The organism is Serratia sp. SM04 (assembly GCF_040280225.1).
Taxonomy (GTDB): Bacteria; Pseudomonadota; Gammaproteobacteria; order Enterobacterales; family Enterobacteriaceae; genus Serratia; species Serratia sarumanii.
In genome coordinates this window covers 268,349-280,619 of sequence record NZ_JBEOQT010000004.1, presented here as the reverse complement: position 1 = coordinate 280,619, position 12,271 = coordinate 268,349, and the positions used below count along the sequence as shown (strand labels likewise).

The 12,271-nt window shown below is 59.5% G+C and carries 9 protein-coding genes; 3 read left to right on the top strand and 6 right to left on the bottom strand.

Annotation, left to right across the window (positions count from 1 at the left end; genetic code table 11):
- The first annotated feature begins 105 nt into the window (after nt 1–105).
- The 3 genes from hutU (at nt 106) to ABTW55_RS08775 (ending at nt 4,826) form a co-directional block, all read left to right on the top strand.
- The gene (gene hutU / locus ABTW55_RS08785) at nt 106–1,797 is read left to right on the top strand and encodes a urocanate hydratase (protein WP_041033306.1); all 1,692 of its coding nucleotides are present in this window, start codon (nt 106–108) and stop codon (nt 1,795–1,797) included.
- Nucleotides 1,794–3,329 carry a histidine ammonia-lyase gene (hutH, locus tag ABTW55_RS08780; RefSeq protein ID WP_033637148.1) on the top strand — a complete coding sequence of 512 codons (1,536 nt, stop codon included), beginning with the start codon at nt 1,794–1,796 and terminating at the stop codon, nt 3,327–3,329. Before hutU ends, hutH begins: the two co-directional genes overlap by 4 nt.
- 102 nt (nt 3,330–3,431) lie before the next feature.
- A complete protein-coding gene (locus ABTW55_RS08775) occupies nt 3,432–4,826 on the top strand; it encodes an amino acid permease (RefSeq protein WP_060422424.1) in 1,395 nt (464 codons plus the stop codon).
- Between the two features lie 36 nt (nt 4,827–4,862).
- Here ABTW55_RS08775 and ABTW55_RS08770 read toward each other — a convergent pair whose 3' ends face one another.
- The 6 genes from ABTW55_RS08770 to ABTW55_RS08745 form a co-directional block, all read right to left on the bottom strand.
- Nucleotides 4,863–6,056, bottom strand: coding sequence for a methionine gamma-lyase (locus tag ABTW55_RS08770; protein WP_060422428.1), 1,194 nt, complete (start codon nt 6,054–6,056; stop codon nt 4,863–4,865).
- Nucleotides 6,057–6,092: 36 nt separating this feature from the next.
- Complete coding sequence (locus tag ABTW55_RS08765) at nt 6,093–6,488, bottom strand: hypothetical protein (RefSeq protein ID WP_077791442.1); 396 nt, start codon at nt 6,486–6,488, stop codon at nt 6,093–6,095.
- Complete coding sequence (locus ABTW55_RS08760; RefSeq protein ID WP_039568868.1) at nt 6,485–7,675, bottom strand: NAD(P)/FAD-dependent oxidoreductase; 1,191 nt, start codon at nt 7,673–7,675, stop codon at nt 6,485–6,487. The genes ABTW55_RS08765 and ABTW55_RS08760 overlap by 4 nt, the downstream gene beginning before the upstream one ends.
- A gap of 298 nt (nt 7,676–7,973) precedes the next feature.
- A complete protein-coding gene (eno, locus tag ABTW55_RS08755) occupies nt 7,974–9,269 on the bottom strand; it encodes a phosphopyruvate hydratase (protein WP_033637140.1) in 1,296 nt (431 codons plus the stop codon).
- Nucleotides 9,270–9,350: 81 nt separating this feature from the next.
- Nucleotides 9,351–10,988 (bottom strand): glutamine hydrolyzing CTP synthase, encoded by a 1,638-nt coding sequence (gene pyrG / locus ABTW55_RS08750; RefSeq protein ID WP_033637139.1) that lies wholly within the window; start codon nt 10,986–10,988, stop codon nt 9,351–9,353.
- Nucleotides 10,989–11,381: 393 nt separating this feature from the next.
- Nucleotides 11,382–12,245, bottom strand: coding sequence for a hypothetical protein (locus ABTW55_RS08745; RefSeq protein WP_060422431.1), 864 nt, complete (start codon nt 12,243–12,245; stop codon nt 11,382–11,384).
- Nucleotides 12,246–12,271: the final 26 nt, after the last annotated feature.

Below are 12,271 nucleotides of genomic sequence, written 5' to 3'. Positions count from 1 at the left end.
TGTACATACAAGTATATGTTAATAAACCCTACGCATTGTTATGCCGTGGTACTCATCCCCCACCGCGGCATGGAATCTGCACCGATACTGTTTGAGGAAACTGCTGTGACTACAAATAACAAAGTTCGCAATGTCGATGTACGCGCGCCACGCGGCACACAATTAAACGCAAAAAGCTGGCTGACCGAAGCGCCGTTACGCATGCTGATGAACAACCTCGATCCTGAAGTTGCGGAGAACCCACACGAGCTGGTGGTGTACGGCGGCATCGGCCGCGCCGCGCGCGACTGGGATTGCTACGACAAGATCGTCGAAACGCTGAAAACGCTGGAGGAAGACGAAACCCTGCTGGTGCAGTCCGGCAAGCCGGTCGGCGTCTTCAAAACCCACAGCAACGCGCCGCGCGTGCTGATCGCCAACTCCAACCTGGTGCCCCACTGGGCAACCTGGGAACACTTCAACGAGCTGGACGCCAAAGGCCTGGCCATGTACGGCCAGATGACCGCCGGCAGTTGGATCTACATCGGCAGCCAGGGCATCGTTCAGGGCACCTATGAGACCTTCGTCGAAGCGGGCCGCCAGCATTACGACGGCAGCCTGCAGGGCCGCTGGGTGCTGACCGCCGGCCTGGGCGGCATGGGCGGCGCGCAGCCGCTGGCCGCGACGCTGGCGGGCGCCTGCTCGCTGAACATCGAATGTCAGCAGAGCCGCATCGATTTCCGCCTGAAAACCCGCTACGTCGATGAGCAGGCCAACGATCTGGACGACGCGCTGGCCCGCATCAAAAAATACACCTCAGAAGGCAAAGCCATCTCCATCGCCCTGTGCGGCAACGCGGCGGAAATTCTGCCTGAGCTGGTTCGCCGCGGCGTGCGCCCGGACATGGTCACCGATCAGACCAGCGCCCACGATCCGCTGAACGGCTACCTGCCGAAGGGCTGGAGCTGGGAAGAGTATCGCCAGCGCGCCCAGACCGAGCCGGCTAAAGTGGTCGCCGCCGCCAAGCAGTCGATGGCCGATCACGTCAAAGCCATGCTGGCCTTCCAGCAGATGGGCGTGCCGACCTTCGACTACGGCAACAACATTCGGCAGATGGCGAAAGAAACCGGCGTCGACAACGCCTTCGACTTCCCGGGCTTCGTGCCGGCCTACATCCGTCCGCTGTTCTGCCGCGGCATCGGGCCATTCCGCTGGGCGGCGCTGTCCGGCGATCCGCAGGACATCTACAAAACCGACGCCATGGTGAAAGAGCTGATCCCGGATGACGAACACCTGCACCGCTGGCTGGACATGGCGCGCGAGCGCATCAGCTTCCAGGGCCTGCCGGCGCGCATCTGCTGGGTTGGCCTCGGCCAGCGCGCCAAGCTGGGCCTGGCGTTCAACGAAATGGTGCGCCGGGGCGAACTGTCCGCCCCGATCGTCATCGGCCGCGACCACCTGGATTCCGGCTCCGTTTCCAGCCCGAACCGTGAAACTGAAGCGATGAAAGACGGCTCCGATGCGGTTTCCGACTGGCCGTTGCTCAACGCCCTGCTGAACACCGCCAGCGGCGCCACCTGGGTTTCCCTGCACCACGGCGGCGGCGTCGGCATGGGCTTCTCCCAACACTCCGGCATGGTGATCGTCTGCGACGGCACCGACGAAGCCGCCGAGCGCATCGCCCGCGTCCTGCACAATGACCCGGCTACCGGGGTCATGCGTCACGCCGACGCCGGTTACGATATCGCTATCGACTGCGCCCGCGAGCAAGGCCTGAACCTGCCGATGGTTGCCGCGACCCAAGGAGAAAAAGCATGAAAGCGCTGACTATTCGCCCGGGCAAACTGACGCTGGCCCAGCTACGCGACGTCTATCAACACCCGGTGACGCTGACGCTGGACGACAACGCCTACGCGCCAATCCAGCAGAGCGTGGCCTGCGTGGAACGCATCGTTGAAGAAAACCGCACCACTTACGGCATCAACACCGGGTTTGGCCTGCTGGCTTCGACACGCATCGCCCGCGACGATCTGGAAAACCTGCAGCGTTCGATCGTGCTGTCGCATGCCGCCGGCGTGGGCGAGCCGACCGACGACAACCTGGTGCGCCTGATCATGGTGCTGAAGATCAACAGCCTGTCGCGCGGCTTCTCCGGCATTCGTCTGGAAGTCATCCAGGCGCTGATCGCGCTGGTCAACGCCGAAGTTTATCCGCATATTCCGCTGAAGGGCTCGGTCGGCGCCTCCGGTGACCTGGCGCCGCTGGCGCACATGAGCCTGGTGCTGCTGGGCGAAGGCCAGGCGCGCCATCAGGGCCAATGGCTGCCGGCGACCGAAGCGCTGGCCAAGGCCGGCCTGAAACCGCTGACGCTGGCGGCGAAAGAGGGCCTGGCGCTGCTGAACGGCACCCAGGTCTCCGCCGCCTTCGCGCTGCGCGGCCTGTTCGATGCCGAAGACCTGTTCGCCGCCGCGACCGTGGCGGGCAGCCTGACGGTGGAAGCGGCGCTGGGCTCTCGCAGCCCGTTCGATGCGCGTATCCACGAGGTGCGCGGCCAGCGCGGCCAGATCGACGCCGCCCTCGCCTACCGCCACCTGCTCGGCGCGCGCAGCGAAGTCTCCGACTCGCATCGCAACTGCGAAAAAGTGCAGGATCCTTACTCCCTGCGCTGCCAGCCGCAGGTGATGGGCGCCTGCCTGACGCAGATCCGCCAGGCCGCCGAGGTGCTGGAAATTGAAGCCAACGCCGTCTCGGATAACCCGCTGGTGTTCGCCGAACAGGGCGACGTGCTGTCCGGCGGCAACTTCCACGCCGAGCCGGTGGCGATGGCCGCCGATAACCTGGCGCTGGCGTTCGCCGAAATCGGTTCGCTGTCCGAGCGCCGCATCTCGCTGATGATGGACAAGCACATGTCGCAACTGCCACCGTTCCTGGTGGAAAACGGCGGCGTGAACTCCGGCTTCATGATCGCCCAGGTGACCGCCGCGGCGCTGGCCAGCGAAAACAAAGCGCTGGCGCACCCGTCGAGCGTCGACAGCATTCCGACCTCCGCCAACCAGGAAGACCACGTTTCCATGGCGCCGGCCGCCGGTCGCCGCCTGTGGATCATGGCGGACAACGTGCGCGGCATTCTGGCGGTCGAATGGCTGGCCGCCTGTCAGGGCCTGGATTTCCGCAACGGCCTGAAGACCTCGGAAGGTCTGGAGCAGGCGCGCCGTCTGCTGCGCGAGCATGTCAGTTTCTACGACAAGGATCGTTTCTTCGCCCCCGACATTGAAGCCGCCAGCCAACTCTTGGCGGCCGGTCACCTGACATCGCTGCTGCCTGCGGCGCTGCTGCCTAGCCAGGCATAATCATCACACACTGAATCACGCAGTTTGTTCTGCCCCGCCGGGTGCGTTCCACCCGGCGCGGGCAGCGCGTGCCTGTTCGGCAAACACTTAACGGGAAGCAACATGCGTAACGAAACAACACAACTCAGACGCGGACTAAACGCGCGGCACATCCGTTTCATGGCTCTCGGCTCGGCGATCGGCACCGGCCTGTTCTACGGCTCCGCCGGCGCCATCCAGCTGGCCGGCCCGGCCGTGCTGCTGGCCTACCTGGTGGGCGGCGCGGCGGTGTTCATGGTGATGCGCGCGCTGGGTGAAATGGCGGTGCACCAGCCGGTTTCCGGCTCGTTCGGCCACTACGCCAGCCACTATCTCGGCCCGCTGGCCGGGTTCCTCACCGGTTGGACCTACACCTTCGAAATGGTGATCGTCGCTTTGGCGGACGTCACCGCCTTCGGCATCTATATGGGGCTGTGGTTCCCGGACGTCGCCCAGTGGGTCTGGGTGCTCAGCATCATTCTGTTTATCGGCGCGCTCAATTTGTGCAGCGTCAAGGTGTTCGGCGAGCTGGAATTCTGGCTGTCGCTGGTCAAGGTCGCCGCCATCGTGGCGATGATCGTCGGCGGCGCGGCGGTGATGCTGTTCGGCTTCGGCCAAGCCCAGCACGCTACCGGTATCAGTAACCTGTGGCAGCACGGCGGCTTTATGCCTAACGGCATCGGCGGCGTGGTCGCGTCATTGGCGGTGGTGATGTTCGCCTTCGGCGGCATCGAGATCATCGGCATTACCGCCAGCGAGGCGAAAGACCCCGCCAAAGTGCTGCCGAAGGCGATCAACGCCGTACCGGTGCGCATCTTGCTGTTTTACGTGCTGACATTGATGGTGCTGATGGCGATCTATCCGTGGAACAGCATCGGCCAGAACGGCAGCCCGTTCGTCGAGATTTTCAGCAATCTTGGCATCAGCTCCGCCGCCAACGTGCTGAACGTGGTGGTGATCACCGCCGCCATCTCGGCCATCAACAGCGACATCTTCGGCGCCGGCCGCATGATGTACGGCATGGCGCAGGACGGCCAGGCGCCGCGCAGCTTCACCAAACTGACCGCCAGCGGCGTGCCGTGGATGACGGTGCTGGTGATGTCGGTCGCCCTGCTGCTGGCGGTGGTGCTCAACTACCTGATCCCGGAGAAGGTCTTCATGATCATCGCCTCGATCGCCACCTTCGCCACCGTCTGGGTGTGGCTGATGATCCTGCTGTCGCAGATCGTCATGCGCCGCACGCTGTCGCCGGAAGAAACTCGTCAGTTGAGCTTCCCGGTTCCATGGTGGCCGGTGGCGCCGGCGCTGGCGACCGCCTTTATGGCATTCGTCATCGGCCTGCTCGGCTACTTCGAAGAGAGCCGCATCGCGCTGTACGTCGGGCTGGTGTGGATTGCTTTACTCACCGTGGCTTACTGGCTGTGGGTGCGCAAGAAAGGCGGGGGTTCGCCGGTGACCGCGGCAACGCAACAGATGTAACGCTCGCTTCTGATAAAACCCGCTGCGGCGGGTTTTTTAATGCGCCTGCGCCAATGCTTGCAGGACATCCGCCTGCAAGTCGTCAAACGCCTCCAGCCCGGCGGACAACCGCACCAATCCCTCGCTGATATGATGGCGCCGCCGCTCTTCGGGGCTGTAGGCCGAGTGCGTCATGCTGGCCGGGTGTTGCGCCAGGCTTTCGCAATCGCCCAGGCTGACCGCGCGCAAGATGAGCTGCAGCGCATTGAGGAAGCGAATGCCTGCACTCATGCCGCCCCGCAGCTCAAACGCCAGCATGCCGCCGGGGCGCGCCATTTGCCGCTGCGCCAACGCATGCTGCGGGAAGTTCGCCAGGCCGGGATAATACACCCGCTCGACCGCAGGATGCTCCGCCAACATCTCCGCCAGACGCTGCGCGTTATCGCAATGACGATCCATGCGCAGCGGCAAGGTTTTCAAACCGCGCAGTATCAGTGCAGCATCCTGCGCCGACAGCACCGCCCCGTTCATGTCCTTTAGCCCCTCAAGCCGGATCGTCTGCGCCAGCGCCTCGCTCGTCACCGCCAGCCCGGCCAGCAGATCGCCGTGGCCGCCGAGGTACTTGGTGGCCGAGTGCACCACGATGTCGGCGCCCAGCGTCAGCGGCCGCTGCAGGTACGGCGTACAGTAGGTGTTGTCCACCAGCAGCAACGCCTGATGCCGATGTGCAATCTCCGCCACTGCGGCGATATCGATCAGTCGCATGTTGGGGTTGGCCGGGGTTTCGCAATACACCAGCCGGGTGCGCCTACCGATCGCGGCGGCCAGCCGCTCCGGCCGGGTCAGATCAACATGGGTTATCTTGACGCCAAAGCGCGCCAGACCGTGATGAAAATAGCTGAAGGTGCACCCATACACCGTTTCATCGACGATCAGCTCATCGCCCGGGCTGAGCAACGTCCAGCAACAGGCGGTGATCACCCCCATGCCGGAAGAGAACGCCACCGCCGCTTCCCCCTCTTCGAGGTTGGCGATGCGCTGCTCCAGCAGATTCAGCGTCGGGTTGGCGATACGTGAATAGAAATACCCCGGTTCGGTGCCGGCAAAGCAAGCGCCGCCATATTCCGCCGTGGGAAAGGTAAAAGTGGAGCTCATAAACACCGGCGGGCTCAGCGCCCCCTGATGCTGCTGAGGATCGTAGCCATAATGAATAGCGCGGGTAGCGAAGGCATGGTCAAGTTTGCCGAACATAACGACTCCTTATCTGAGTGAACGAAGCCGATTCAATTATTCATCGGAAGCATCCGGCGGCAACGCGCCATCCCGTGTACGCCGCCCGATAATTTGCAGAGTGCGCAGCAGCAGCATGACGCCCAGCAGGGTGTCCGGCTGCTTCAGCAAGGCGTAAGCCGCACGAAAATTGGCGGGCGGCGGGTTCAATTGCAGCTCGCTGTGCGCCATCTTCAACGCAGTCCCTCCCTCCCAACCGACCGTAACCAGCCCTTCGAATACGCCGGCCAGTTTTTCCACCAGCGCGTTGTCGGCGATATCCACTACGTCCGACAGCAACGACAGCAGATCGACCACGTTGTCCAGCCGCCCGCCGGCCAGCAGCGGCCGCAGTTTTTCCAGCAAGCCCGCCAGCGATTGGAGTTCATCACCATGCACCGTGCTTTCCGTCATATCAGCCCCCTTACCGTGGCCCAATACAGACCGCGGTTAAAACCGTTGCGCAGCATGCCGCCCACCTTGGTGGCCGGGGTCGGCAGCACGTCGTGACGGTAGTCGTACACCAGCGGCATGCCGGCATTCAGCCCCATTTGCGCGACCGCCTGCACCTTGCCGTCGTAATGGCTGACCGTTTGCCCCAGCCGTATTTCCGCCACGATGTTGTCGGCGATCACCGGCGCCTGATTGTGGCAAGAACCGCCCGCCTTGCTGACCGGCAGATCCACGGTGTCGCCTATCACGTATACGCCCTGCTGGCCGTACACCTGCAGCGTTTGGTGATCGGTCGGCAACCACCCCTCGCCGTTTTGAATATCGCTCAGGCCGGTGTTGCGCACCGCTTCCACCGCCCGGATCGGCGGCGTGGCCATCAGGATGTCAAACGGCTGTTCCTCCCCCTCGGCGGAATAGGCGATGTTGCGCTGTGCGTCCACCCGGCTGAGGGTAAAACCGCGCTGGTGACGGATATCGCGCGCGGCAAAAATGGCGGGCAGCGCTTCGCCGGTCGGGCGCTGCAAAAACAGGCAGTTGCGCAGCAATTGGGAAATGGTCGGATAGGTATAAACGATCTCCACCGCCTTACGCACGCCGCGCCGCCGCAGGTAGTCATCCAGCATCAGCGTGGTTTCGATCGGCGCGATGCCGCACTGGTGGGGCACGTTGGGGGTTTCAGGGAAGGAAACGGTGATGAAGATACGCCCTTTCTCGATAGTCGCCAGTTTTTGCGCCAACCGCCTGGCGGCCTGATACTGGTAAAAATGATCGCCCGCCTGCGCCAGCCCTTCGATACGCTCCGGCCAGGGGACGCAGCCGGTAGCAAAGACCAGAAAGTCATAGGAATAAATTTTACCGCTTTGCGTGGCTATATTTCGCTGTGTTAAATCGAAAGATTCCGCTTTATCAACAATGAATTGTATTTCAGGGCGCAATAAACTCCGCTGTGAGCGCGTGAGTTCCTGCTTGAAAAAAGTATTGAACGCCACATACATAAACGCCGGTTTGTAATAATGCAGCGGTGAATCCGATATCATTAATAACTCGACTTTATTATTAATAATTTCTCGGTGCAATTTTTCGGCCAATACATTGGCCAGGATGGTGCCGCCGGTTCCGCCGCCGACAATGACGATTCGCTGTCGCATCAAGCCCTCTCTCAACCGGCCAGCAAGCCGGCAGTATTAAGGCATAGTGAGGATGAAGATCTACGGCAGAACGGCGAGAAATAAACTGCCTCATTGGCAGTCTAGTAACGAATAATTATAAAGCAAATAAAAATGGAATATAAAATAAACACAGTTACTATCTTTAATAAAATTATCGGGTTAAATAGGACCACGTTTTCAATAAAAAAATTATTATTAGACTGACATTCATCACGAATTTAAAACATAAAAAAACCCGCCGCGGCGGGTTTTTATTTAGCAACCGAATTGGTCGAACTTACTGGCCTTTAACTTCTTTCAGGCCGTTGAACGGCGCACGGTCACCCAGCGCTTCTTCGATACGGATCAGTTGGTTGTACTTGGCAACGCGGTCAGAACGGCTCATGGAACCGGTTTTGATCTGGCCAGCCGCAGTCCCTACCGCCAGGTCGGCGATGGTCGCGTCTTCGGTTTCACCGGAACGGTGAGAGATCACCGCGGTGTAGCCGGCGTCTTTCGCCATCTTGATAGCCGCCAGAGTTTCGGTCAGAGAACCGATCTGGTTGAATTTGATCAGGATGGAGTTAGCGATGCCTTTCTCGATGCCTTCTTTCAGGATCTTGGTGTTGGTCACGAACAGATCGTCGCCCACCAGCTGGATTTTGTCGCCCAGAACTTTGGTCTGGTAAGCGAAGCCCGCCCAGTCGGATTCATCCAGGCCGTCTTCGATAGACACGATTGGGTACTGTTTGGTCAGATCTTCCAGGAAGTGAGTGAACTCTTCGGAAGTGAAGGCTTTGTTGCCTTCGCCGGCCAGCACGTATTTACCGTCTTTGTAGAATTCGGAAGCCGCGCAGTCCATCGCCAGCGTGACGTCTTTGCCCAGCTCGTAGCCCGCCGCTTTTACCGCTTCAGCGATAACCGCCAGCGCTTCGGCGTTGGAACCCAGGTTTGGCGCGTAGCCGCCTTCGTCGCCCACGGCGGTGTTCATGCCTTTGGCTTTCAGAACTTTCGCCAGGTGGTGGAACACTTCAGAACCGATGCGCACCGCTTCTTTCAGGGTTTTCGCGCCAACCGGCTGAATCATGAATTCCTGAATGTCGACGTTGTTGTCAGCGTGCTCGCCGCCGTTGATGATGTTCATCATCGGCAGTGGCATGGAGAATTTGCCTGGGGTGCCGTTCAGTTCAGCGATGTGCTCGTACAGCGGCATGCCTTTAGAAGCTGCGGCCGCTTTCGCTGCTGCCAGGGAAACCGCCAGAATGGCGTTGGCGCCGAAGTTGGATTTGTTTTCGGTGCCGTCCAGCTCGATCATGATCTTGTCGATGTTCGCCTGGTCTTTGGCATCTTTACCCAGTACTGCCTGAGCAATCGGACCGTTTACTGCAGCAACGGCTTTCAGTACGCCTTTACCCAGGAAACGAGACTTGTCACCGTCACGCAGTTCCAGCGCTTCGCGGGAACCGGTAGAAGCACCTGACGGCGCAGCAGCCAGGCCGACGAAACCGCCTTCCAGATGAACTTCGGCTTCAACAGTCGGGTTACCGCGGGAGTCGATGATTTCACGACCGATGACTTTAACGATTTTGGACATTAGGTTTTCCTCAGTACAAGTTAAACTAAAACTCCAGACAAACAGCGCGCGGTTCTCACCGCGCGCCGCCTACCAAATATTTTATTTCACCTGGCGCTTCTGATGCTCGCCTGCGGCTTTCACGAAGCCGGCGAACAGCGGATGCCCATCACGCGGCGTAGACGTAAATTCCGGGTGGAACTGACAGGCTACAAACCACGGGTGATTCGGCAGTTCAATGATCTCGACCAGCTTGTTGTCGGCGGAACGACCGGCGACACGCAGCCCTGCGGCTTCGATCTGCTTCAACAGCATGTTGTTAACTTCGTAACGGTGACGGTGACGCTCGACAATGGTCGGTTCGCCATACAGCTGACGCACCAGGCTGTTGTCGATCAGGTTGCACTGTTGGCCACCTACGCGCATCGTGCCGCCCAAATCGCTTTCTTCGCTGCGCACTTCGACGTTGCCGTCTTCGTCGCGCCATTCGGTGATCAACGCCACCACCGGGTACTTACAGTCTGGCATAAACTCGGTGGAGTTGGCGTTTTCCATGCCCGCCACGTTGCGAGCGAACTCCATCAACGCCACCTGCATGCCCAGGCAAATGCCCAGGTAAGGAATGTTGTTCTCGCGCGCATAGCGTGCGGTCATCACTTTGCCTTCCACGCCGCGGTAACCGAAGCCGCCCGGGATCAGGATCGCGTCCAGCCCTTTCAGCACTTCCACGCCGCGGGTTTCCACGTCCTGCGAGTCGATCAGCTTGATGTTCACGGTCAGACGGTTTTTCAGCCCGCCGTGCTTCAGCGCTTCGATCACCGACTTGTAGGCGTCCGGCAGCTCAACGTATTTGCCGACCATGCCGATGGTCACTTCGCCGCCCGGATTGGCTTCTTCGTAGATCACCTGTTCCCATTCGGCCAGGTTGGCTTCCGGTGCGTTCAAGCTGAATCGTTTACAAATATAATCGTCCAGCCCCTGAGATTTCAATAGGCCTGGGATTTTATAAATAGAATCAACGTCTTTCAGAGAGATAACCGCTTTTTCCGGCACATTGCAGAAAAGCGCGATTTTAGCGCGTTCGTTAGCAGGAACTGCGCGATCGGAACGGCAAATCAGCACATCAGGCTGAATACCGATGGAAAGCAGCTCTTTTACGGAATGCTGGGTCGGCTTGGTTTTCACTTCGCCGGCCGCCGCCATGTACGGCACCAGCGTCAGGTGCATGTACAGGGTGTGCTCGCGGCCCACTTCCACCGCCATCTGACGGATAGCTTCGAGGAACGGCAGCGATTCGATATCGCCGACGGTGCCGCCGATTTCCACCAGCACCACATCGTGGCCTTCGCCACCTTCGATGATGCGCTCTTTGATCGCGTTGGTGATGTGCGGAATGACCTGCACGGTCGCACCCAGATAGTCGCCGCGGCGTTCTTTACGCAGCACGTCGGAGTAGATGCGGCCGGTGGTGAAGTTGTTGCGACGCGACATTTTGGTGCGGATGAAGCGCTCGTAGTGACCCAAATCCAGATCGGTTTCTGCGCCGTCTTCGGTGACGAAAACTTCCCCATGCTGAATCGGGCTCATGGTGCCCGGATCCACGTTGATGTACGGGTCCAGTTTCATGATGGTAACGTTGAGGCCACGGGCTTCAAGAATAGCCGCCAGAGAGGCTGCGGCAATGCCTTTACCCAGAGAGGATACGACCCCGCCGGTCACAAAAATATAATTAGTTGTCATGCTGAACCTGAGAGTTTAGGTTTAAAGACGATGGAAGAACCAGGACGGGAAAGTAGTATACCCGAACCTCTCCTGACCTACAAACGATCGTTTTGCTGTCCATCATCTCGGCCGCCCTCCCGTGTTCATCAGGGTTTACTCCGCCGGCGCCGCATAAACCCTCCAGTTAAAACAAAGAGTTAGCAGAGAAAATTTCTTTTTACCGCCCCTCAGGAGCGATAAAACGCCTTAGATTTCAGTTTGTTGCCCTTTTGCCGCCGCCGGCAGCCATGCGCCTCTAACCTGACCGAAAGCTTAACCGTTTCAGCTTGAGCGAACCTTGTCGGCGATCAACATTGTCGCGGCGATTCAGCTTTCCTAAACCCGATTAGCCTGGGATCGAGGCTCATCGCGTTAACGACTGATGTAGAGCATGCGTTCAGGCATATCAACAATCACACGATGACCCCGCATAAAGCCCATCCCCAACAGACCATCAAAGCCCAGCACCTCAGACGTTGGGCCTTCGGTAACGATAGCCAAATCGTTGTGATGCCGGCCCCGGCGATCGGTCAAGGTGAATCTGGTCACTCGGCAATCCAGGTTCGTGGCCTCAGGCTCAATGGAACGACAGCCGGAAAACAAGAGGCCAGCCGGCAAGCCAGCGGCAAACAAAAGAGAATGGCTGGCGCCGGTATCAACAATCAGGCGCAACGGTTTATTGCCAACGAAGGCCGTCACGCTCAGCCCCTCATCGGTCTGTTCGAACGGATAAGAAGCCCATTTTGCAATGTCTGAAGGCAGATGAGCCAACATTTGCAAACGATCGTTTTCGAAGTCCATCAGCACTTTTCGATCGCGGAACAACCCGAGCCCCATCACTTCACTTACCGGCACCTCGTTTCCCAGGTTGAGTCCCCAGGGCTTAAAACTCACCGCTTCGACGTCGTTAAAAGGGATATTGCCAATAAACAGCCGACTAATCCGCCAGGCAGACACCTGATTTTCACCGCCAGAGAGATCTCTGAGCTGCCGAGGTGCCAGCCGCACCACCTTCAGGCTCGGTTGCGCGACCAGACGCTCCAGATCGTGTTGATAAAGGTGTATCCCTTCTGCGCTGCCGGTATCCAGCATGAGCGTGTGTAACCGGTTATCGATCTGCACATCGACTAATGGCAGCCTGCGTTCATCATACCGCAGCCGCCCAACATCAGCAGGAGGCGACGCCGTGCTGAAACCGGGAAAAAAACATGCTAAAAGCACCAGCCTCTTGATCATGACGCCACCTTCCTTTGCCTGCGTGG

Coding starts and splice junctions, on each gene's coding strand:
- ABTW55_RS08770 (WP_060422428.1), bottom strand. CDS start 6,056: ATGTTCGGCAAACTTGACCATGCCTTCGCTACCCGCGCTATTCATTAT.
- hutH (WP_033637148.1), top strand. CDS start 1,794: ATGAAAGCGCTGACTATTCGCCCGGGCAAACTGACGCTGGCCCAGCTA.
- ABTW55_RS08765 (WP_077791442.1), bottom strand. CDS start 6,488: ATGACGGAAAGCACGGTGCATGGTGATGAACTCCAATCGCTGGCGGGC.
- ABTW55_RS08745 (WP_060422431.1), bottom strand. CDS start 12,245: ATGATCAAGAGGCTGGTGCTTTTAGCATGTTTTTTTCCCGGTTTCAGC.
- ABTW55_RS08760 (WP_039568868.1), bottom strand. CDS start 7,675: ATGCGACAGCGAATCGTCATTGTCGGCGGCGGAACCGGCGGCACCATC.
- ABTW55_RS08775 (WP_060422424.1), top strand. CDS start 3,432: ATGCGTAACGAAACAACACAACTCAGACGCGGACTAAACGCGCGGCAC.
- pyrG (WP_033637139.1), bottom strand. CDS start 10,988: ATGACAACTAATTATATTTTTGTGACCGGCGGGGTCGTATCCTCTCTG.
- eno (WP_033637140.1), bottom strand. CDS start 9,269: ATGTCCAAAATCGTTAAAGTCATCGGTCGTGAAATCATCGACTCCCGC.